Annotated in this window: 21 protein-coding genes and 1 tRNA gene; 6 read left to right on the forward strand and 16 right to left on the reverse strand. The window is 64.0% G+C overall.

Features of this window, described 5'->3' with window-relative positions:
* The first annotated feature begins 130 nt into the window (after positions 1 to 130).
* Together KSS90_RS18430 and KSS90_RS18435 are read left to right on the forward strand one after the other, a co-directional pair.
* On the forward strand, positions 131 to 1,186 hold the full coding sequence (locus KSS90_RS18430; RefSeq protein ID WP_217866723.1) for an HlyD family secretion protein: 1,056 nt from the start codon (positions 131 to 133) through the stop codon (positions 1,184 to 1,186).
* A complete protein-coding gene (locus tag KSS90_RS18435) occupies positions 1,176 to 2,726 on the forward strand; it encodes an MDR family MFS transporter (RefSeq protein WP_496198580.1) in 1,551 nt (516 codons plus the stop codon). The genes KSS90_RS18430 and KSS90_RS18435 overlap by 11 nt, the downstream gene beginning before the upstream one ends.
* A gap of 161 nt (positions 2,727 to 2,887) precedes the next feature.
* Here KSS90_RS18435 and uvrB read toward each other — a convergent pair whose 3' ends face one another.
* Complete coding sequence (gene uvrB, locus KSS90_RS18440; RefSeq protein WP_217866724.1) at positions 2,888 to 4,903, reverse strand: excinuclease ABC subunit UvrB; 2,016 nt, start codon at positions 4,901 to 4,903, stop codon at positions 2,888 to 2,890.
* Between the two features lie 288 nt (positions 4,904 to 5,191).
* On the opposite strand from uvrB, the gene KSS90_RS18445 reads away from it, so the two are divergent.
* The 3 genes from KSS90_RS18445 (at position 5,192) to KSS90_RS18455 (ending at position 7,897) form a co-directional block, all read left to right on the forward strand.
* Positions 5,192 to 6,388 carry an amino acid aminotransferase gene (locus tag KSS90_RS18445; protein ID WP_094012465.1) on the forward strand — a complete coding sequence of 399 codons (1,197 nt, stop codon included), beginning with the start codon at positions 5,192 to 5,194 and terminating at the stop codon, positions 6,386 to 6,388.
* Between the two features lie 61 nt (positions 6,389 to 6,449).
* Positions 6,450 to 6,525: transfer RNA gene (locus tag KSS90_RS18450), tRNA-Asn, on the forward strand.
* A gap of 127 nt (positions 6,526 to 6,652) precedes the next feature.
* Complete coding sequence (locus KSS90_RS18455; protein WP_217866725.1) at positions 6,653 to 7,897, forward strand: cytidine/deoxycytidylate deaminase family protein; 1,245 nt, start codon at positions 6,653 to 6,655, stop codon at positions 7,895 to 7,897.
* A gap of 13 nt (positions 7,898 to 7,910) precedes the next feature.
* Here KSS90_RS18455 and KSS90_RS18460 read toward each other — a convergent pair whose 3' ends face one another.
* From KSS90_RS18460 to KSS90_RS18480, 5 genes are all read right to left on the reverse strand, one after another.
* Positions 7,911 to 8,324 carry a cupin domain-containing protein gene (locus KSS90_RS18460; protein WP_217866726.1) on the reverse strand — a complete coding sequence of 138 codons (414 nt, stop codon included), beginning with the start codon at positions 8,322 to 8,324 and terminating at the stop codon, positions 7,911 to 7,913.
* A 158-nt stretch (positions 8,325 to 8,482) separates the two neighbouring features.
* Positions 8,483 to 9,043: a DUF1285 domain-containing protein gene (locus tag KSS90_RS18465; RefSeq protein WP_217866727.1), complete on the reverse strand. Its 561-nt coding sequence runs from the start codon at positions 9,041 to 9,043 to the stop codon at positions 8,483 to 8,485.
* 11 nt (positions 9,044 to 9,054) lie between these two features.
* Entirely contained in the window at positions 9,055 to 9,660 is a 606-nt protein-coding gene (locus KSS90_RS18470) for a DUF4823 domain-containing protein (protein ID WP_046856524.1), read from the reverse strand.
* 66 nt (positions 9,661 to 9,726) lie between these two features.
* Positions 9,727 to 10,695 (reverse strand): GTP 3',8-cyclase MoaA, encoded by a 969-nt coding sequence (locus KSS90_RS18475; RefSeq protein ID WP_217866728.1) that lies wholly within the window; start codon positions 10,693 to 10,695, stop codon positions 9,727 to 9,729.
* A gap of 128 nt (positions 10,696 to 10,823) precedes the next feature.
* Positions 10,824 to 11,459: a TetR/AcrR family transcriptional regulator gene (locus KSS90_RS18480; RefSeq protein ID WP_023630645.1), complete on the reverse strand. Its 636-nt coding sequence runs from the start codon at positions 11,457 to 11,459 to the stop codon at positions 10,824 to 10,826.
* A 73-nt stretch (positions 11,460 to 11,532) separates the two neighbouring features.
* Here KSS90_RS18480 and KSS90_RS18485 point away from each other — a divergent pair, with 73 nt between their 5' ends.
* Positions 11,533 to 12,666, forward strand: coding sequence for an aminotransferase class V-fold PLP-dependent enzyme (locus KSS90_RS18485; RefSeq protein ID WP_217866729.1), 1,134 nt, complete (start codon positions 11,533 to 11,535; stop codon positions 12,664 to 12,666).
* A 243-nt stretch (positions 12,667 to 12,909) separates the two neighbouring features.
* Here the strand turns inward: KSS90_RS18485 and KSS90_RS18490 are convergent, their stop codons facing one another.
* The 10 genes from KSS90_RS18490 to plsX all read right to left on the reverse strand — a co-directional run bounded on the left by KSS90_RS18490 (position 12,910) and on the right by plsX (position 22,034).
* Entirely contained in the window at positions 12,910 to 13,692 is a 783-nt protein-coding gene (locus KSS90_RS18490; RefSeq protein ID WP_217866730.1) for a TatD family hydrolase, read from the reverse strand.
* A gap of 34 nt (positions 13,693 to 13,726) precedes the next feature.
* On the reverse strand, positions 13,727 to 14,713 hold the full coding sequence (locus KSS90_RS18495; RefSeq protein ID WP_217866731.1) for a DNA polymerase III subunit delta': 987 nt from the start codon (positions 14,711 to 14,713) through the stop codon (positions 13,727 to 13,729).
* Positions 14,706 to 15,338 carry a dTMP kinase gene (gene tmk / locus KSS90_RS18500; RefSeq protein ID WP_217866732.1) on the reverse strand — a complete coding sequence of 211 codons (633 nt, stop codon included), beginning with the start codon at positions 15,336 to 15,338 and terminating at the stop codon, positions 14,706 to 14,708. The genes KSS90_RS18495 and tmk overlap by 8 nt, the downstream gene beginning before the upstream one ends.
* Complete coding sequence (mltG, locus tag KSS90_RS18505; protein WP_217866733.1) at positions 15,335 to 16,510, reverse strand: endolytic transglycosylase MltG; 1,176 nt, start codon at positions 16,508 to 16,510, stop codon at positions 15,335 to 15,337. The genes tmk and mltG overlap by 4 nt, the downstream gene beginning before the upstream one ends.
* Positions 16,511 to 16,513: 3 nt before the next feature.
* On the reverse strand, positions 16,514 to 17,329 hold the full coding sequence (pabC, locus tag KSS90_RS18510) for an aminodeoxychorismate lyase (RefSeq protein WP_217866734.1): 816 nt from the start codon (positions 17,327 to 17,329) through the stop codon (positions 16,514 to 16,516).
* Positions 17,329 to 18,573, reverse strand: a complete 1,245-nt coding sequence (fabF, locus tag KSS90_RS18515; protein WP_217866735.1) for a beta-ketoacyl-ACP synthase II — start codon at positions 18,571 to 18,573, stop codon at positions 17,329 to 17,331. Before fabF ends, pabC begins: the two co-directional genes overlap by 1 nt.
* A 165-nt stretch (positions 18,574 to 18,738) precedes the next feature.
* A complete protein-coding gene (gene acpP, locus KSS90_RS18520; protein WP_217866736.1) occupies positions 18,739 to 18,975 on the reverse strand; it encodes an acyl carrier protein in 237 nt (78 codons plus the stop codon).
* Positions 18,976 to 19,179: 204 nt separating this feature from the next.
* On the reverse strand, positions 19,180 to 19,920 hold the full coding sequence (gene fabG / locus KSS90_RS18525) for a 3-oxoacyl-ACP reductase FabG (RefSeq protein ID WP_217866737.1): 741 nt from the start codon (positions 19,918 to 19,920) through the stop codon (positions 19,180 to 19,182).
* Positions 19,921 to 19,936: 16 nt separating this feature from the next.
* A complete protein-coding gene (gene fabD / locus KSS90_RS18530) occupies positions 19,937 to 20,875 on the reverse strand; it encodes an ACP S-malonyltransferase (RefSeq protein WP_217866738.1) in 939 nt (312 codons plus the stop codon).
* 148 nt (positions 20,876 to 21,023) lie between these two features.
* Positions 21,024 to 22,034 (reverse strand): phosphate acyltransferase PlsX, encoded by a 1,011-nt coding sequence (gene plsX, locus KSS90_RS18535; protein ID WP_263975086.1) that lies wholly within the window; start codon positions 22,032 to 22,034, stop codon positions 21,024 to 21,026.

Below are 22,034 nucleotides of genomic sequence, written 5' to 3' on the forward strand. Positions count from 1 at the left end.
CGAAGAATGAAACAAAGGCCGGATGTTAGCAGGGAGCGGGCATCGGGCTCCAGCAATGGCGCTATCGTCACTTGTGACCTTGCTACCGGCAGCTGTTAAATTTACTTACAATTTCGCAACGAATACCCCCATGCCTACCCCACTCAAACGCCGCTTACTGGTCTTCATCACCCTGGTGCTGCTGGTCGGCCTCGCCTTCCTGGCCCACTGGTATTTCAAGGGGCGCTTCTACGAGAGCACAGACAACGCCTATGTGCAGGGCGAAATCACACGTATCTCCAGCCAGTTGGGTGCGCGTATCGACGAGGTGCGTGTCGAGGACAACCAGCACGTGAGCAAAGGCGACGTGCTGGTGCGCCTGGAGGCCGCCGACTTCGAGCTGGCCGCCGAGCGTGCCCGCGCCGCCCTGGCCAGCCGTGAGGCCGAACTCGCCCAGGCACGCAGCCGCCTGACCCAGCAAGGCAGCCTGATCGCAGCGGGCCAGGCCCAAGTTGCCGCCAACCAGGCCACCCTCGACCGCTCACAATTGGACCTCAACCGCGCCCAGGCCCTGCGCAAACCTGGGTTCGTCTCCGAAGAGCGAGTGACAACCCTGTCGGCCGAAAGCCATGTCGCCCGCTCCCAGGTGGACAAGGCCCAGGCCGACCTCAAGGGCCAGCGCCAGCAGGTCGACGCCCTGGCCGCCGAACTCAAGCGCCTCGACGCACAGATCGCCAATGCCCACGCCGACCTGGCCCAGGCCGAGCTGAACCTGACCCGCTGCGAGATCCACGCGCCGATCAGCGGCACCATCGGCCAGCGCAACGCACGCAACGGCCAGGTGGTGCAGGCCGGCGCCTACCTGCTATCGATCGTCCCCGATGAGGACATCTGGGTACAAGCCAACTTCAAGGAAACCCAGATCGGCAGGATGCACCCCGGCCAACGCGCCGAGCTGGTGTTCGACAGCTACCCCGACACCCCGATCGAAGGCCGGGTCGACAGCCTGTTCGCCGCCTCCGGAGCACAGTTCAGCCTGCTGCCGCCGGACAACGCCACCGGCAACTTCACCAAGGTGGTGCAGCGCCTCCCGGTCAAGCTGACCTTCGCCGCGGACAACCCGCTGCACGGTCGCATCCGCCCAGGCATGTCGGTTACCGTCACCGTCGACCTGCGTGGCGAAGACGACGACCAGCATGGCCGGTGACACGCTCCTGCGCCCCACCGCCGAGCCAACCCGACGCGACTGGATCGCGGTGATGAGCGTGATGCTCGGCGCCTTCATGGCGGTGCTGGACATCCAGATCACCAACTCCTCGCTAAAGGACATCCAGGGCGCGCTGTCGGCGACCCTGGAGGAAGGCTCGTGGATCTCCACCTCCTACCTGGTGGCCGAGATCATCATGATCCCGCTGACCGCCTGGCTGGTGCAGCTGCTCTCGGCCCGACGCCTGGCGGTGTGGGTGTCGCTGGGCTTCCTGCTGTCGTCGCTGTTGTGCTCGATGGCCTGGAACCTCGAGAGCATGATCGTGTTCCGCGCCCTGCAGGGCTTCACCGGCGGCGCGCTGATCCCGCTGGCCTTCACCCTGACGCTCATCAAGCTACCCGAGCATCACCGCGCCAAGGGCATGGCCATGTTTGCCATGACCGCCACCTTCGCCCCGTCCATCGGCCCGGCCCTGGGCGGCTGGCTGACCGAGAACTGGGGCTGGGAATACATCTTCTACATCAACATCCCGCCGGGGCTGCTGATGATCGCCGGGCTGCTCTACGGGCTGGAGAAGAAGGAAGCGCACTGGGAACTGCTCAAGAGCACCGACTACGCCGGCATCGTCACCCTCGGCCTGGGCCTGGGTTGCCTGCAGGTGTTTCTCGAGGAAGGCCATCGCAAGGACTGGCTGGAGTCGAGCCTGATCGTCAGCCTGGGCACCGTCGCCCTGCTCGCCCTGATCCTGTTCGTGATCCTGCAGTTCTCCCGGCCGCACCCGTTGATCAACCTGCGCATCCTCGGCAACCGCAACTTCGGCCTGTCGAGCGTCGCCAGCCTGGGCATGGGCGTCGGCCTGTATGGTTCGATCTACCTGCTGCCGCTCTATCTGGCGCAGGTGCAGGGCTACAACGCCCTGCAGATCGGCAAGGTGATCATGTGGATGGGCGTACCGCAGCTGTTCCTGATCCCGCTGGTGCCGCAACTGATGAAGGTGATCCCGCCCAAGGTGCTGTGCGCCCTGGGCTTCTGCCTGTTCGGCGCGGCCAGTTTCGGCTCCGGCGTGCTCAACCCGGATTTTGCCGGCCCGCAGTTCAACCAGATCCAGGTAATCCGCGCCCTCGGCCAGCCGATGATCATGGTGACCATCTCGCTGATCGCCACGGCTTACATCCAGCCGCAGGATGCGGGGTCGGCTTCAAGCCTGTTCAACATCCTGCGCAACCTGGGTGGCGCCATCGGCATCGCCCTGCTGGCGACGCTGCTGGATGCACGGACCAAAGTGTATTTCGACTATTTGCGCGAGGCGGTGGTGCCGAACAATCCGCAGGTCGCCGAACGCCTGGCGCAACTGGCCGAACGCCTGGGCAGCGACAATGCGGCACTGGGCAAGCTGTCGGAAATCACCCACCAGCAGGCCCTGATCATGGCCTACAACGATGCCTTCCACTTCGTCGGCACCGGCCTGGTGGTGAGCATGCTGGCGGTGCTGTTGACGCGTAAGCTGCCGCAGGGGTTGAAAGCCGGAGAAGCACATTGAGGGGGTGCTACCCGCCCCATCGCCGGCAAGCCGGCTCCCACACCGACCGCGTCGATTTCAAGGTATTTACCCAAACTTGCGCAAACCCTGTGGGAGCCGGCTTGCCGGCGAATGGGCTGCGAAGCAGCTCCTGTCTCCCACAGAGGTAACACCCTGATCCATCAACTGGCCAGCAAGCGCTCGCGCAACTGTCCGATCTCGTCGCGCAACTGCGCCGCCGCCTCGAACTCCAGGTCGCGGGCGAACTGGAACATCTTCTCTTCCAGTTGCTTGATGCGCTTGGTGATCTGCGCCGGGGTCTGCAGCTCGACCTCGTAGCGCCCGGCCTCCTCCGCCGCCTTGGCCATGCCCTTGCGCTTCTTGCTGCGGGCTCCAGGCACGGTGGCGCCTTCGAGGATGTCGGTGATGTCCTTGACCACGCCCTTGGGCACGATGCCGTTGGCTTGGTTGAAGGCGACCTGCTTCTCGCGGCGCCGCTCGGTCTCGTCGATGGCGCGCTGCATGGAGCCGGTGATGTTGTCGGCGTAGAGAATCGCCCTGCCGTTGAGGTTACGCGCGGCGCGGCCGATGGTCTGGATCAGCGAACGCTCCGAACGCAGGAAACCCTCCTTGTCGGCGTCGAGGATCGCCACTAGCGACACCTCGGGCATGTCCAGGCCCTCGCGCAGCAGGTTGATCCCCACCAGCACGTCGAAGGTACCCAGGCGCAGGTCGCGGATGATCTCCACGCGCTCGACGGTGTCGATGTCCGAGTGCAGGTAGCGCACCCGTACATCGTGGTCGGCCAGGTAGTCGGTGAGGTCCTCGGCCATGCGCTTGGTCAGCGTGGTGGCCAGCACCCGCTCGCCCAGGGCGACGCGCTTGCCGATCTCCGAGAGCAGGTCGTCGACCTGGGTCAGCGCCGGCCGCACCTCGACCTGCGGGTCGACCAGGCCGGTGGGCCGCACCACCTGCTCCACCACCCGCCCGGCGTGCTCGGCCTCGTAGGGGCCGGGGGTGGCCGAGACGAAGATGGTCTGCGGGCTGACCGCCTCCCATTCATCGAAACGCATGGGCCGGTTGTCCAGTGCCGACGGCAGGCGGAAGCCGTACTCCACCAGGGTTTCCTTGCGCGAACGGTCGCCCTTGTACATGGCGCCGACCTGCGGAACGCTGACGTGGGATTCGTCGATCACCAGCAGCGCGTCATCCGGCAGGTAGTCGTAGAGCGTGGGCGGCGGCGCGCCGGCCGGGCGGCCGGAGAGGTAGCGCGAGTAGTTCTCGATGCCGTTGCAGTAGCCCAGCTCGAGGATCATCTCCAGGTCGAAACGGGTACGCTGCTCCAGGCGCTGCGCCTCGACCAGCTTGTTGCTCGCGTTCAGGTACTCGAGGCGCTGCTTGAGCTCCTCCTTGATGCCGTCCACTGCCTCGACCAGGGTTTCCCGCGGGGTCACGTAGTGGCTCTTGGGGTAGAAGGTGAACCTTGGCAGCTTGCGGATGACCTCGCCAGTGAGCGGGTCGAAGGCGGCGATGTTCTCCACTTCGTCGTCGAACAGCTCGATGCGGATGGCCTCGAGGTCCGATTCGGCCGGGAAGATGTCGATCACGTCGCCGCGCACGCGGAAGGTGGCGCGGGCGAAGTCCATCTCGTTACGGGTGTATTGCAGGTCGGCCAGGCGGCGCAACAGGGCGCGCTGGTCGAGCTTGTCGCCACGGTCGACGTGCAGGACCATCTTCAGGTACGTCTCGGGGCTGCCCAGGCCGTAGATGCACGACACGGTGGTGACGATGATCGCGTCGCGCCGCTCCAGCAGCGCCTTGGTCGCCGACAGGCGCATCTGTTCGATATGGTCGTTGATCGAGGCGTCCTTCTCGATGAACGTATCCGACGACGGCACGTAGGCTTCCGGCTGGTAGTAGTCGTAATAGGAGACGAAATATTCGACGGCGTTGTTCGGGAAGAATGCCTTGAACTCGCCGTACAGCTGGGCGGCCAGGGTCTTGTTCGGCGCCAGCACCATGGTCGGGCGCTGCACCTGCTGGATTACGTTGGCGATACTGAAGGTCTTGCCCGAGCCGGTCACCCCGAGCAGGGTCTGGTGCGAAAGGCCGGCGTCGATGCCCTCGACCATCTGGCGAATGGCCTCGGGCTGATCGCCGGCCGGCTGGAAGCGGGTGACGAGCTGGAACTCGGACATGACGGACCTCGTGGATGTCGCGGCAACTGTAAATTTAGCCAGTAGTCTATACCCAAATGCGCCCTCGGGGCGCCAGATTCAAGTGCGGCCTTCGCCCCTTCAAGGCAATGGACCGGGCAATTCGACCAATGGTCGAAAAATATTTGCGCAAACAGCCGGAAAAGCTGCGCCAGACTGTCGCAGTGACCGGTGGGTATCACTATACTGACTCCCCGTTTGCGCACCGCTTCAGTGCCTTCGGCTGGAGCGTGGCGACCCTATCACTCTCCTATCAGAGCCAAGGTAACAATGAGCCTGTTTTCCGCTGTCGAGCTGGCACCCCGCGACCCTATCCTGGGCCTCAACGAAGCATTCAACGCCGACCCACGCACCGACAAGGTGAACCTGGGCGTGGGCGTCTACTGCAATGAGGAAGGCCGCATCCCGCTGCTGCGCGCGGTGATCGCAGCCGAGACCGCCCGTGCCGCCCAGCACGCCTCCCGCGGCTACCTGCCGATCGACGGCATCGCCCAGTACGACCAGGCCGTGCAGAAGCTGATCTTCGGCGCCGAATCGCCGTTGCTGGCCGCAGGCCGCGTGGTCACCGTGCAGGCCGTCGGCGGTACCGGCGCGCTGAAGATCGGCGCCGATTTCCTCAAGCGCCTGCAGCCGGGCGCCGTGGTCGCCATCAGCGACCCAAGCTGGGAAAACCACCGCGCCCTGTTCGAGAGCGCCGGTTTCCCGGTACAGACCTACCGCTACTACGATGCCGCGAGCCAGGACGTCAACCGCGCCGGCATGCTCGAAGACCTGAACAGCCTGCCATCGGGCTCGGTCATCGTGCTGCACGCCTGCTGCCACAACCCGACCGGCGTCGACCTGTCGCTGGACGACTGGAAGAACGTGCTGGAAGTGGTCAAGGCCAAAGGCCACATCCCGTTCCTCGACATGGCCTACCAAGGCTTCGGTGCCGGCATCGACGAAGACGCCTTCGCCGTGCGCCTGTTCGCCGAATCGGGCCTGGAGTTCTTCGTCTCCAGCTCGTTCTCCAAGTCGTTCTCGCTGTACGGCGAGCGGGTCGGCGCATTGTCGATCGTCACCGCCTCGAAGGACGAGAGCACCCGCGTGCTGTCGCAGGTCAAGCGGGTTATCCGCACCACCTACTCCAACCCGCCGACCCACGGCGCCAGCATCGTCGCCGCGGTGCTCAACAGCCCTGAGCTGCGCCAGATGTGGGAAACCGAACTGGCCGAAATGCGCGAGCGTATCCACGGCATGCGCAAGCAGATGGTCGAGCTGCTGGCCGAGTACGGCGCCAAGCGTGACTTCAGTTTCGTCGGCCGCCAGTGCGGCATGTTCTCCTACTCGGGCCTGACCGTTGAGCAAGTGGCACGCCTGAAGAACGAGTTCGGCATCTACGCGCTGGACACCGGCCGCATTGCGGTCGCCGCGCTGAACCAGAGCAACATCCACGTGGTCACCAAGGCCATCGTAGAAGTGCTGTAACTGCTTGATTGTCTAGGGGAAGCTTGACTTCCCCCAGACACGCAGTAAGATACGCGCAGATTCCGCGATAGCTCAGTCGGTAGAGCAAATGACTGTTAATCATTGGGTCCCTGGTTCGAGTCCAGGTCGCGGAGCCAAATACTGAAAACCTCCAGATGCGCAAGCACTGGAGGTTTTTTCTTTTCCGGACTCCGCGCTTGTTTTCCGACTGCCCTGGACTATCGTCTGCCTGCGCACCCCGCGCAGCAACGACAGGGAGTCAACATGGACACCGTTCGCAATGCCCAGCAAGCCGTGGAAGTGGTCGCCGATCAATCCATCCTCGCCGCACTGCAGAAGACGTTCGCGGTAGGCGGCTGCATCGTCGAAAATGCCACCGGCAAGGTGTTGAAGGCCATGCACAACAATGTGCTGATGCCCTACCCCGAAAGCACCGCGCAACCGCCGTTCCTGCCCCATGACCCGACAGCCCACGGCGAACGCCAACTGGTGCAGTGGTACTACGACAATCGCCAGGTCCTGAACCTGCCGCCGCCCAGCGCGCTCACCGTGGTGACCACCCTGGACCCTTGCGCGATGTGCGCGGGCTCGCTGCTGACCGCCGGCTTCAACGTAGCGGTCAGCGCCATCGACACCTATGCCGGGGTCAATTACAACAGCCAGTTCGATTTCCCGACTCTGCCGCCGGACGTACGCCAAAAAGCCCAGCAGACCTGGGGCTACTACGCGGTAGACACGCCTATTGATCGATCGTATCAAGGTTCGACAGGCCCCATTTTCGCGAAGGAAACCATCGACGCGCGAGTATTCAGCCTGACCGGTTCGATCTTCGACGCCAGCGTCAACACGGTACGCGATGCGAGCAACAATAGCGGCCTACCGCCTGACGAGCTGAAGAACCCGGCATCGCTGCCGGCCAACAGCGCGGTGCGCAAGGCATTGACCGAACTCAGCCCATGGGCATTGACGGTCAAGTTCGACGATCCACGCATGCCGGGCGCGGCCTTGGCCAAGCCACTGACGGAAACCGCTCACCATGCCGACACGATGAATGCCGTAGCTTTGCTGGATCCGTTCGGCAACCTGCTGGCCTGCCTTGGCGGCCAGGAAAAGCAGTCGCCCATTCGCACGGCGTTCATGGAAACCACACGCCGCTATGCCCTGATGCGCTGGCAGTTGATGAACAGCAACGACCCACTGGTCCGCGCGGAGGCGCAGCAGTACCTCACCCATCCCAAGTACGGTACGTTCGTCTTCCTGTACATTCCCGATCCGCGCACCAGTGAAGCAGTGATGACCTTCGGTGCGTATGGCTCGACCATGGAGGGGCCTGTGCCACAGTCGTTCCCGTCCAACCTGCAGTACGTGCTGCTGCACCCCGGGGTGACACCACAGGCCGTGGCGCAGCTGGCGCAGAAGCTACCGCCCTTCTACACCCAGAGCGTTCAAGTCGCCCCTAGCCAGGTGCTGGACGACGCCTTGATCCAGGCCGCGAAGAGCGCGCTGTAATCCCCTCGGCCACTCATTGGGACAGGGGTTCGGTCACTGGCCGCCCCTCGTCCACCAGGCTCCAGACCAGCAACTTTGCCGACTCGGTCTTGCTCGCATTGCGCGAAACACTGTGGATGGTGCCTGGGGCCTCGTACCAGAACTCGCCGGTCTTGTAGGTCTTCTCAGGCTCGTCGTTGAGTTTGGAGGTTACCGCCCCTTCCAGCACATAGGCCATGACCGCTCCTGGATGCTGATGGGCGGGCGACGCCTGGCCGGGGCCATAACTGACCGTGAGCATCACGGCTTTCTTACCGGGAGCATTGGTGGGGAGCTGCTCTTGGAGAATCCTGACCTGGTCGGGCTTCTCGCCGTGGGCCCAGGTGGGCGACAACGGGGCGAGCAGGCCTAATGTCAGTAGGGCAATAGGTAGATGGATGGATCGCATCGGGTTTCTCCTGAGGGGTATCTGCCTGCAGGTTAAGCCCAGGGTTGTGCGGGGCAAATGGCCAATTCGCGGAAAAAACGGGAGGCCGATTGCCGGTTTATCGCTCGTTGCCGATATGAGTTGATTGCTGGTGTTTTGTTTCTGTAATGATACGGGTATCAGCCATTACGCCCAATTGGATAAAACTCACCCCGACTCCAAACCCCAAGCCACAACTCACCATCGATCTCCCGCGCCACCGCCAATTCCACCAACTGATAGAACACATTGCGATGGATCAACGCCTCGAGATTCGCGCGCATCAGCACATACGGAGAAGGCTCTTGGGTAACCGGATCGAGCTCAACTCGCAGCGGATTAGCAGGCCCTGCCTCGATCTGGTCGTCGACATTACTGGTAAACCGCAGCACTTGCTGCTCCCCACTACCCTCGACATCCAGCAGTACGGCAACAAACGGCGCGTCATCGACCCGGATCCCGACCCTCTCCACAGGCGTAACCAGGAAGTAGTCATCCCCGTCACGCCGAATGATGGTAGAGAACAACCGCACCATCGGCTTGCGCCCAATCGGCGTGCCCAGGTAGTACCAGGTACCGTCACGCGCGATTCGCATGTCGATGTCGCCGCAGAAATCCGGGTTCCACAGATGTACCGGGGGCAACCCCTTGTGCGCGGGGATCTGCGCCAGCAGATCGTTGGCCTTGCCGGAATCGCTCATGACACGCTCGCTCAGTTGCTCATGCCCAGAAGGCTACGAGCGTACTCGCGCATCGGCGCGGCAAGCAAATCCTGCGGAGTGTTGTCGTGGAACGTCAACAAACCGCCGCGGCTCTTGATCCGCGCCGTGTCGATCAGGTAACGGGTGCTGGTCTCGATCAGCATCATCTGCACCACGCCACGGTCCCAGCCCAGGCGGTCGACGGCCTGCTCGTCATACCATTCGTCACCGTTGCCGATACGGTCGTCGGTGCGGGCGAAACGGGTGTACAGCACGTAATCGGCGCCGACCGAACGGGCTTCGGCGATCGCGTCCTCCAGCCCCAGGGGGCCTTGTGCACGGCGCACCAGCGGGAAGTACTCGACGAAACTCTTGAAGGCCTCCTCGGCCACTGCGTTCTGCCGTGGTACCGGCCCCTTGCCCGGTGGCACGAAGGCACCCTGGCCGATGAAGATGAACGAGTCCGGCTGCAAGCGGATCGACAGGGTACGGGTGGTGTCGCTGTGATCCAGCAGGCCCGCATCACTCATGTGGTAACGGACGCCCTCGCCCATATCGCTGACATTCATGCAACCGCCCAACGCCATCAGCGTCAGCAGCAAGACCAGGCTACGCATCTTTCCTCCAGAAACCGGTGACGAAAAACCGGCGAATAGCCGCGGGATGCAGCTTTTGCGCCAGAGTCAGCCGCCGATCACCTTCATCACCATCACATCGCCGGAAAATGCCACATCCTGCTTGTCCGCCAGGGCCTTCACCAGTAGCCGCTGCAATGCCGGAAGCGCTTGATGACGGGGCTTATCGAGCAGGTCACCGACAAAGTGACGGTTACTCGACGACAGGCAACCATGCAGCCAGCCAGTGGACGACAGACGCAGGCGCGAACAACTGCGGCAGAATGGCACGCTCTCGTTGGCGATCACCCCGAAATGACCCTTGCCAGGAATGCGATAGCGCAAGGCCGTGGCATCCAACGGGCGTGGCGCCTGTTCATAGGCATGGGACTGCCCGATCAGCGCCAGCAGTTGCTCCAGGCCTACGAACTGCTGCAGGAAAGCGTTGCCATCACGCGCCAGGTGGCCCATGCGCATCAGCTCGATGAAACGCAGCTCGTAGCCGCGCTCGAGGCAGTAATCGAGCAGCGGCAGCACCTGGTCGAGGTTCTGCCCGCGCATGGGCACCATGTTGACCTTGATCGCCATCCCCGCGTCACTGGCCTGGGCCATGCCCGCCAGCACGCTGGCCAGGTCGCCGCCGCGGGCGATGCGGCGAAAGGCCGTGGCATCGAGAGTGTCGAGCGAGACGTTGAGCCGGCGGATACCGGCGTCGCGCAGCAGCGGCAGCTTGCGAGCGAGCAACTGGCCGTTGGTGGTCAGGCTGATGTCCCCGAGCCCCAGTCCCGCCACCGCGCCGAGGAAGGCCTCCAGGCGTGGGCTCACCAGCGGCTCGCCACCGGTGATGCGCAACCGCTCCACCCCGGCCGCCTCGACCAGGTACGCCACGCCGCGGGCCAGGGCATCCGCCGTGAGCTCGTCCTGCGCCGCCACCAGGCGCTTGCCGTCAGGCACGCAGTAGGTGCAGGCATAGTTGCAGGCAGCAGTCAGGCTGACGCGCAGGTTGCGAAAGCGCCTGCCTTGACGATCGACGATCATGGATGACTCCGGCATGGATGAATCGGGCCGGCAAAACCTGACTCAAAAATCAGGTTTTTGCAAGCCTTCCTGTCGAAGCCTTGAAGCGAGGATGCCTGGCGAAGGTCGACAGGCATCTTGCGAGGGCTTTAGTTCGCGCCTTCCGGATCGCGCTTGCGCTTGTTGCCCATGCGCACGCCGATGTCCATGAGGAACTGGAAGAAGCCCTCCTGGTCCTCGAGCACGTTGCTCCAGAACGGCGAGTGATACAGCGCCACGGCGCCATGGACCAGGGCCCAGGCCGCGCAATAATGGAAGTATGGCGGCACGTCCTCGAGCTTGCCCTCGCTGATGCGCCCCTTGATCAATTGTGTGAGGCGGTCGAAGTTGGAGGCACGGATGCTGTGCAACTGCTCGACCATTTCCGGCACCTGGTTGCCCTTGACTACCTTTTCTTCCAGGCGGTCGAACAGCCGGTAACGCTGCGGGTCGCGCATGCGGAACTCGAAGTAGGCGCGCGACAGGGCTTCCTTGTCGCGGTCGACGTCAGCCGAGTGCAGCAGCGCATTCAGGTCGCGCTCGTAGTCGAGCATCAGGCGCAGGTAGATCTCCGCCTTGGACTTGAAGTGCTTGTAGATCGTGCCTTTGCCGATGCCCACGGCGTCGGCGATCATCTCGACGGTGACGCTGTCTTCACCTTGTTCGAGAAACAGCTTGAGCGCCGTGTCGAGGATCTCTTGTTCGCGACGGCGAAACTCACGGACCTTGCGAGGTTCTTTCTGCATAAGAAGGACTGGGATGACAATCGAAGCGGATTATTATGCCTAACTGGCGGCAAAATGCACGGATCTTCCAACCATGTCTGTGTTTCTTGATGAGTTCGAGCAGGCCCCGGGCCTGTGTTACCTGAACCACGCGGCAATCGGCCCCTGGCCACGCCGGGCCGCCGAGGCCGTGGCAAGCTTCGCCCGTGACAATGTGCGCCTGGGTGCCAGCGGTTATCCGGCCTGGCTGGCCACCGAGCGACGCCTGCGCGAACGCCTGGCACGCCTGCTCAATGCCCCCACCAGCGGCGATATCGCCCTGGTGGGCAACACCTCCCAGGCGCTGTCGCTGGTGGCCTTCGGCCTGGACTGGCAGCCCGGCGACCAAGTCATCATCAGCGACGAGGAGTTCCCCTCCAACCGCGTGGTCTGGCAAGCGCTGGCCAACCATGGCGTCGAGGTGGTCGAGGCGAGCCTGGCCGGCGCCGACCCGGAAGCGGCGTTGCTCGCCGCCTGCGGTCCCCGGGCGCGACTGCTCTCGGTCAGCGCCGTGCAGTTCGCCAGCGGCCTGCGCCTGGACCTGGCACGCCTCGGCGTCGCCTGCCGCCGGCGCGGCGTGCTGTTGTGCATCGACGCCATCCAGCAGATGGGCGCCCTGCCCTTCGATGTACAGCGTTATCAGTGCGACTTCGCCATGGCCGACGGCCACAAGTGGATGCTCGGTCCAGAAGGGCTGGGCGTGTTCTATTGCCGTAGCGAACTGCGCAGGCAGTTGAAACTGCACGCCTACGGCTGGCACATGCTGGAACACCTCGGCGACTTCGAGCGCCGCGAGTGGCAACCGGCACGCAGTGCGCGGCGCTTCGAATGCGGCAGCCCGAACATGCTCGGCGCCTGCGCGCTGGAAGCGAGCCTGTCGCTGCTGGAAGATGTGGGCATGGCGGTGGTCGCCGAACAGTTGGGGCTGCGGGTCGAGCAACTGCATCAAGGTTTACTGGCGATCCCCGGCGTGCAGATGCACAGCCCTGCTGATTCTTCACGGCGGGCAGGGATCGTCAGCTTCAGCATCGATGGCCACGCCAACGCCGACATTTATCGAGCCTTGGGCAGCAAGGGGGTCATTTGCGCCCTGCGCGGCCCGGGCGTGCGGTTTTCCCCACATTTCTATACCGACCAGCGCCTGATCGACGAAGTACTGCGCCAGGTTCGCCAATTGGCAATGCATTGATCGCGCAAGGGGCTGCGCACGTATTCCAAATCTGTTTAAAAAACGATCAACAGCCGCTGGCAGCGCGCCAATCCTGGCCAATACTTCAAGTGTTGGCGCGGCACATCCCCCCCAAGTGGTGCGCCAATAAAGGTGCCCAGGGACCGTGTACCTTTGTTTTACTCCTAATGGTCTTAACCCGGATTCCCCCCCCAGAACCCGGGTTTTTTTTGTCCGGGCCTCAAGCTTTGGAGGGTGGAATACTCAGGCCACCCGCGCCAGCGGGAACAAGCGCTTGAAGTTCTCGGTGGTCTGCCCGGCCAGTTGCTCATAGCTCACTCCGCGCAACGACGCCACGTACTCGGCCACTTCCCGCACGTATTGCGGCAGGTTCGGCTTGCCGCGGTGCGGGATCGGTGCCAGGTACGGCGAGTCGGTCTCCACCAGCAGGCGGTCCACCGGCACCTGCCGGGCCACCTCGCGCAGGGCATCGGCATTACGGAAGGTGACGATGCCGGACAACGAGATGTAATAACCCAGGTCCAGCGCGGCCTTGGCCATCGGCCAGTCCTCGGTGAAGCAATGCAGCACACCGGCCTGGGGCAGGCTGGCCTCGCGCAGCAGCGCCAGGGTGTCCTCGCGGGCCGCACGGGTGTGGACGATGACCGGCTTGCCGGTCTGCCGAGAGGCTTCCAGGTGCAGGCGGAACGAAGCCTGCTGCAACTCGGCGGCTTCCGGCTCGTAGTGGTAGTCCAGGCCCGTTTCGCCAATGGCCACCACGTGCGGGTGGGCCAGTTCACGCAACAGCCACTCCAGGGCCGGCGTCTCACCGGGCGCCAGGTCGAGCGGATGCACGCCTACCGAGCAGTCGACATCGGCGTAACGCTCGCTCAACGCCTTGACCGCCCCGGCATTCTCGGCACTGACGCCAATGCACAGGAAATGCCCCACCCCACGCTCGCGGGCCGCCTGCAGGGCGGCGTCGAGGGAACCCTGGTGGGCACTGAGATCGAGACGGTCGAGGTGGCAATGGGAATCTACGAGCATGGGAACACGACACACATATAGGAAACGGTGGAAATCAACGCATGCCCGGCAGCTGCACCCAGTGGGCGAGCAACGCTTCGAGCAGCAATGCACGATTGAGGTTGGCCTTGCCCAGCACCTTCTGGCGCTGCTCGAGAATCCACGCCTGGACCTCGAGCACCTTGGCCTGCCGGCTTTTCTGCGCCAGGTACTGCAACACCTTGCGCATGTCGGGCAAGCCTAAACCCTCTTCGTCCTGGGTCAACTGATAACGCAGGATCAAGTGCGACCAGTCGCAGAACCAGTCGAACAGCAACAACAGGGGCACCGTGTTCCAGGCTTCGGCCAGCTGGGTAGGCGACTGCTGCTGCTTGAGCAGCTTCTTCACCCCTTCGGTAACCAGCGCCCGCTGCTCACGCACGCCCTGGGCCTGCAGACTGACCGCCATCAGCGGCGAACCCGCGGCCAGGGTCAGCAGCTCTTCGCGCTCCTGTTCGTCGCTGCCTTCGAGCGCGCTGGCCAGCCAGGCACGGCTCTGCTCCAGGCTTGGCTGCGGGCAGACCACCTGCTGGCAGCGACTCTTGATGGTCGGCAACAGACGGCTGGGCTGGTGACTGACCAGCAACAGCACGGTGTCGCCGGAAGGCTCCTCCAGGCTTTTGAGCAAGGCGTTGGAGGCATTGATGTTCATCGCCTCCACCGGCTCGATCAGCACCACCTTGCGTCCACCCTGCTGGGCGGTCTGCACCACGAACGACACCAGTTCACGCACCTGGTCGATCTTGATCGGCTTGTCGGCCTCCTCCGGCTCCAGCACGAAGTTGTCCGGGTGGCTGCCGGCCTTGAGCAACAGGCACGACTTGCACTGGCCGCAGGCATCCAGGCCCTGCGGCTGCTGGCACAACAGCCGCGCCATCAGGCGTTCGGCCAGGGCCCGCTTGCCGATGCCCTGGGGGCCGTGCAGCAGGTAGGCGTGGGCGTGTTGGGCACGCCCGGCCAGTTGCTGCCAGAGCGCCTGCTGCCAGGGGTAGGCCTCAGCCACGGCAACGCTCCAGGATGCCCGGCACCAAGGCGTCGATGGCCTGTTGCACCGCGCTCAAGGGCTGCGCGGCGTCAAGCAGGCGATAGCGCTGTGGCTGCTGGCCTGCGCGCTGCAGGTAAGCCTGGCGCACCGCCTCGAAGAAGGCCTGGCCTTCCTGCTCGAAACGGTCCAGCCGGCCACGGGCCGCAGCGCGGGCCAGGCCGACCTCCACGGGCAGGTCGAAGACCAAGGTGAGGTCGGGGCGTAGCTCGCCCTGTACAAAGCTCTCCAGGATGGCGATACGCTCTACCGAAAGACCGCGCCCGCCGCCCTGGTAGGCGTAGGTGGCGTCGGTGAACCGATCGCACAGCACCACGGCGCCACGGGCCAGCGCCGGGCGGATCACTTCGGCCAGGTGCTGTGCGCGGGCGGCGAACATCAGCAGCAGCTCGGTATCGACCGCCATGACCTCCTCGCTCGGGTCGAGCAGCAGTTCGCGAATGCGCTCGGCCAGCGGCGTGCCGCCAGGCTCACGGGTCATGACCACGTCGACGCCCTGTTCGCGCAAGCGCGCCGCCAGATACTCTCGATTGGTGCTCTTGCCCGCGCCTTCGGGGCCTTCCAGGGTGATAAACAAGCCGCTCACGAGCGTTCCTTAGGGTCTTCTGGCACCGGGGCGTTGGCCGGCGCGGATTCATCGGTGGGGGCCGGCGCGTCGCTTTCAGGTGCGGGCGCAGGGGCCGCTTCAGGAGTCGCCTGCGGTTCGGGCGTCGTCGGCTCGGCCTGCGGCGCAGGGCTCGAACGATAATCCGCCCGCCGCTTGATCTGGAACTCGCGCACCGCGCTGTTGTGATCGTCCAGGTCATCGGAGAACACATGGCTGCCGTCGCCACGGGCGACGAAGTACAAGCTCGAGCCATCGCTTGGGTTCAGCGCGGCGTGGATTGCCTCGCGCCCAACCATGGCGATCGGCGTCGGCGGCAGGCCGGTCATGGTGTAGGTGTTGTAGGGCGTCGGCTCACGCAGGTCGGCGCGGGTGATCTTGCCGTTGTAGCGCTCGCCCATGCCGTAGATTACGGTCGGGTCGGTCTGCAGCATCATGCCCAGGCGCATGCGCCGCACGAACACGCCGGCGATCTGCCCGCGTTCCTGGGGAATGCCGGTTTCCTTCTCCACCAGCGAGGCCATGATCAACGCCTGGTACGGGTCGCGATACGGCAGATCGGTGCTGCGCTCGGCCCACTCCTTGGCCAGCACTTCGTCCAGGCGCATGTAGGCCTGCTGCAACAACTCGACATCGCTCATGCCGCGCACGAAGCGATAGGTGTCGGGGAAGAAACGCCCCTCGGGGAACACGCCGGTATGACCAAGCTTGTCCATCACCTCGGTATCGGACAGGCCTTCGAGGGTGTGCTTGAGCTTTTCATGTTTCGCCACTGCGGCGCGCACCTGGCGGAAGGTCCAGCCCTCGACCAGGGTGAGGTTGTACTGCACCACATCGCCACGCTTCCAGGCATCGAACAACTGCCCCACGGTCATGCCCGGGGTCAGGCGGTATTCACCGGTGTGCAACGCCGTGCCGGCCATGTTGAAGCGCCAGTACAGGCGAAGCCACAGCGGGTCATCGAGCAGGCCTTCGCTCTGCATCCGATAGAACATACGATTGGGCGTCGTGCCATTGGGCACATCGAGCATGCGCTCCTGTGCCACTTGCAGCGGCTGCTCCAGGACCGAGTTGACCTTCCAGGCGGCCCAGCCCAGTGCCAGGCCGGCGAGGATCAAGCTCATTTCCAGCAGCAGCAGGAATTTGCGTCTCACGAATCAGGTATCCAGTAACGTACGGGCAACGGCCTGCAGTTTACGGGTGAGCGGCCCTGCCGGCCAGTTCAGCGCGGCGAATTCACGCACGGGCCAGATGCCGTAGACACTGTTGCAGACGAATACCTCATCGGCCTGCTCCAGCGCCTCCATCGGCAAGTCCCGCACCTGCGTGGGGATACCCAGCAGCGCAGCCTGTTCCAGCAATGCCGCGCGCATCACCCCAGCCACGCCGCAACGGCTCAGGTCGGCGGTGACCAATACCCCGTCCCGCACCAGGAACAGGTTGCTGTACACCCCTTCGATCACCCGCCCTTGGCCGTCACGCATCAAGCCTTCGGCAAACGCGCTGTCCTGCCATTCGGCACGGGCCAGCACCTGCTCGAGGCGGTTGAGGTGTTTGAGCCCAGCCAGCAGCGGTTGTTCCGCAAGGCGCGTCTCACAGGGAAACAGCCGCACGCCGAACTCGGCATGCTGCGCCGGGTAGGCCGGCAAGGGGCCGCCTTGCAGGATACGCCGTGCCTGCGCGCCGGCCAGCGGGGCATAGCCGCGCTGGCTGTCGCCGCGGGTCAGGATCAGCTTGGCGACGCCTTCGCCCTGTTGCCGGGCGAATTGCAACAGTTCATTGCGAACCAGCGTCAAGTCGGCTTCGATCGCCAGGCGCTGGCACCCCAGCGCCAGGCGGTCGAAATGCTGTGCGAGCAGGCTGGGCCTGCCGCCGCGCACCGCGATGGTCTCGAACAGGCCATCGCCGTAGGCCAGGCCACGGTTCTGCAGATTGACCGCAGCCGCGTCCTGGCCATCGATCCAGCTGAGCATCAGCCGGCGAACCGGCGGAACACCAGCGAACCGTTGGTCCCGCCAAAGCCGAAGGAGTTGGACAGCACCACGTCGATCGGCATGCTACGCGCCTGGTGCGGCACGAAGTCCAGGTCGCAGCCTTCGTCCGGCTCATCCAGGTTGATGGTCGGCGGCGCCATCTGGCTGTTGATCGCCAGGACGCTGAAGATCGCCTCCACCGCACCGGCGGCGCCGAGCAGGTGGCCGGTCATCGACTTGGTCGAGCTGACAGCCAGCTTGTAGGCGTGCTCGCCGAACACGCGCTTGATCGCGGCAACTTCCGCTACGTCACCGGCCGGCGTCGAGGTGCCGTGGGCGTTGATGTAGCTGACGTCCTCAGGCTGGATGCCAGCATCGCGCAGAGCGTTGGCCATGCAGCGGGCGGCACCCTCGCCGGAATCGGGCGGCGAGGTCATGTGGTAGGCGTCGCCGCTCATGCCAAAACCGACCAGCTCGGCATAGATGGTGGCACCGCGGGCCTTGGCATGCTCCAACTCCTCGAGCACCAGGGCGCCGGCGCCATCGGACAGCACGAAACCATCACGCCCCTTATCCCACGGACGGCTGGCACGGGCCGGCTCGTCGTTGCGAGTCGACAGCGCACGAGATGCGCCGAAACCACCCATGCCCAGGCCGCAGGCAGCCATCTCGGCACCGCCGGCGATCATCACGTCGGCTTCGCCGTAGGCGATGTTGCGCGCGGCCATGCCGATGCAGTGGGTGCCCGTGGTGCAGGCAGTGGCGATTGCATAGTTCGGACCCTGCAGACCCAGGTGGATCGACAGGAAGCCAGAGATCATGTTGATGATCGAGCCTGGCACGAAGAACGGCGAGATTCGGCGTGGCCCTTGCTCGTGCAGGGTCTTGCTCGTCTCTTCGATGTTGGTCAGGCCACCGATACCCGAGCCCATCGCCACGCCGATGCGCTCGCGGTTGGCGTCGGTGATCTCCAGACCGGCGTTACGCACCGCCTGGAAGCCGGCCGCCAGGCCGTACTGAATGAACAGGTCGAGTTTGCGGGCCTCTTTGGCCGACAGGTACTGCTCGACTTCGAAGCCCTTTACCGAGCCGCCAAAACGGGTGGAGTAGGCAGACAGATCCGTATGTTCGATCGGACCGATGCCACTGCGGCCAGCCAGAATGCCCTGCCAGGTGCTCGGTACATCGGTACCCAGTGGCGACAGCATACCCATACCAGTGACCACGACGCGTCTACGCGACACAGTACTCTCCTCATTTCCAAATAACAGAGTCTCTTGCCAGGGCACTGACGACGCCAATGGCCTAGCAACAGACTCCGGTGATTATTCCATCGCTTGCAAAGAAAAAACCGCACGCCGGCGACGGCAGTGCGGTTTTTCTCGACAAGAAACGTCGACTACTGCGTCTTAGCCCTGGTGAGAGTTGACGTAGTCGATAGCCGCTTGGACGGTAGTGATCTTCTCGGCTTCTTCGTCAGGAATTTCGGTCTCGAATTCCTCTTCCAGAGCCATCACCAGCTCAACGGTGTCAAGCGAATCGGCACCCAGGTCCTCAACGAAGGAAGATTCGTTCTTCACTTCCTCTTCCTTGACGCCCAGTTGCTCGGCGACGATTTTCTTGACGCGTTCTTCGATGGTGCTCATACCTAGTTTTCACTCCTAATGGACATATGTCAGGCAGCTGGCCGGTGACCAAGTTTATAGGAAGGCGCCTGCTTTTCAAGCGTAACGCACCTTCCACCAAGCCACCGGGCCCTCTGCCCGGAATCTGGTTGCAGCTTTATAACGGATTTTAGGCTCGGTGTATGACTCTTTTTTGAAGCTATCCGTCACATTGAGTTGCGGTGTTTACATGTACATCCCGCCGTTCACCGGCACGGTGGCGCCAGTTACATAGGCTGCGCCGTCGGAGGCCAGGAAGGAAACCACTTTCGCGATCTCTTCGGCCTGGCCCAGGCGACCCAGCGGAATTTCCTTCTGCAATGCCTCGCGCTGCGCTTCTGGCAGCTCACGGGTCATGTCAGTGTCGATGAAGCCTGGGGTCACCGAGTTGACGGTGATGCCACGCGAGCCCACTTCACGAGCCAAGGCACGGCTGAAGCCCTCCAGGCCGGCCTTGGCGGCAGCATAGTTGGCCTGACCGGCGTTGCCCATAGCGCCCACCACCGAGCCGATGCTGATGATACGACCCCAGCGAGCCTTGGTCATGCCGCGCAGCACGCCCTTGGACAGACGGTAGAGGCTGTTGAGGTTGGTATCGATCACGTCGAACCACTCGTCATCCTTCATGCGCAGCATGAGGTTGTCGCGGGTGATGCCGGCGTTATTGACCAGGATGGCCGGTGCGCCGAACTGCTCGCCGATGGCGCCCAGCACCGCGTCCACGGACTCGGCACTGGTGACGTTCAGCTCAAGGCCAGTACCCGCAATACCGTGCTCTTTCAGGGTGGCGGCGATACGCTCGGCACCGGAAGCAGTGGTGGCGGTACCGATCACGGTCGCGCCCTGGCGGCCCAGCTCGAGGGCGATAGCCTGGCCGATACCACGGCTGGCGCCGGTGACCAGTGCAACTTTACCTTGCAGGCTCATGCAAGCTTCTCCGAATTCAGGCCAGCGCCGCACGGGTGGCGGCGACAGCGTCTGGGGTGTTGAGGTTGTAGGTGGTCACGCCTTCGGCGCAACGCTTGTTCAGGCCAGCCAGGACCTTGCCCGGGCCGCATTCGACCAGGTTCACCGCACCGCGCTCGGCCAAGGCCTGCACGCACTCGACCCAGCGTACCGGCTGGTACAACTGCGCCAGCAGATCCTGCTTGAGGGCATCGAGGTCGGCGGCGATGGCCGCGGTGACGTTCTGCACCACCGGGATCTGCGGCGCTTTCCATTCGATGGCGTTGACCGACTCGGCGAAACGCTCGGCAGCCGGCTTCATCAGGGCGCAGTGCGACGGCACGCTGACCGCCAGCGGCAGGGCGCGCTTGGCACCTTTGGCTTTGCACAGCTCGATGGCACGATCCACGGCAGCCTTGTTGCCGGCGATGACCACCTGACCCGGCGAGTTGAAGTTCACCGCGCTGACCACTTCGTCTTCGGCGGCTTCGGCGCAAATCTCGACCACAACGGCGTCGTCCAGGCCAAGGATGGCGGCCATGGCACCATGGCCGGCAGGCACAGCCTCCTGCATCAGCTGGCCACGGCGCTCGACCAGGCGTACGGCATCTTTCAGCGATAGGCTGCCAGCGGCGACCAGGGCGCTGTATTCACCCAGGCTGTGCCCGGCGACGAAGGCCGGCTGCGCGCCACCCTCTTCCAGCCACAGACGCCACAAGGCGATGGAGGCAGTCAGAATGGCCGGCTGGGTCTTGTCGGTCTGGTTGAGTTGTTCTTCCGGGCCTTCCTGGACCAGTTTCCACAGGTCGTAGCCCAGGGCCTCGGACGCTTCCTTGAAGGTCTCGACGATTACCGGTTTTTCGGCGCCCAGCTCTGCGAGCATGCCCAGCGACTGGGAACCTTGACCAGGAAAGACGAATGCGAGGGATGCAGACATTGAACAAGCCCTTATGATCTTGTCGTCGGATAGGGTGCGCCGGGCCGCGGGCCAGACGCGCAATCTGAAAGCTTGGATGGAACGGCGGACCAAGCGGTCACATTTAAGCACTTCATCGCGGATATGCCTAAGACCTGTTTTGGCCGCATCACGGCAACAGGTCTTCGAGACGCCCGTGCAAACGCTGCGGCAGGTTCTCCTGGATCTCGATCAGCGCCCGCTGGATCGCGCTCTGCAAACCCTGCACACCCGCCGAGCCGTGACTCTTGATGACGATACCCTGCAGCCCCAGAAAACTCGCACCATTGTGTCGCGCCGGCGCCAGGTCGGCCTGCAGGCGCTTGAGCAACGGCATGGCCATGGCCCCAGCCGCCCGCGCCAACAGCCCGCCACGGAACAACGCCTCGATGCGCGCACCGATCATGGTCGCCAGGCCTTCGCTGGACTTGAGCAGGATATTGCCGACGAAACCGTCGCATACCACCACGTCCGCCTCGCCTCGATACAAACCATCACCCTCGACGAAGCCGATGTAGTTTAGCCCCCGAGCACTCTGCAACAGGCTGGCGGCCAGCTTGACCTGCTGATTGCCCTTGATGTCCTCGGTACCGATATTGAGCAGCGCCACCCGCGGCCGATGCACGCCCAAGGCCTGAGCGGCCACCGAGCCCATCACGGCGAACTGGTAGAGGTTTTCCGCGCTGCAGTCGACGTTGGCGCCAAGGTCAAGCAGCTGGCAGTAGCCGGCCTGGGTCGGGATCGCCGCCACCATCGCCGGGCGATCGATACCGGGCAAGGTCTTGAGCACGAAACGCGACAAGGCCATGAGCGCGCCGGTATTGCCGGCACTCACGCAGGCCTGGGCCTTGCCGTCCCGCACCAGCTCGAGGGCGATGCGCATCGACGAGTCCGGCTTGCCCCGCAACGCTTGCGATGGCCGCTCGTCCATGCCGATCACTTCGCTGGCCGCGACAATCTGCAGGCGCGCGCGATCCGCAGCCGCGAGGCCGCCGACAAGATCTTCAAGGAGGGAGGGTTGACCGACGAGGGTCAGGTGCAGCGAGGGGGTAGCCGATAGGCAGGCAATGCTAGCCTGGACAATGCTGCGGGGACCGAAGTCCCCGCCCATTGCGTCGATCGCGATGATCTGAGCGGACAA

The sequence above is a fragment of the Pseudomonas maumuensis genome, assembly GCF_019139675.1.
Lineage (GTDB): Bacteria > Pseudomonadota > Gammaproteobacteria > Pseudomonadales > Pseudomonadaceae > Aquipseudomonas > Aquipseudomonas maumuensis.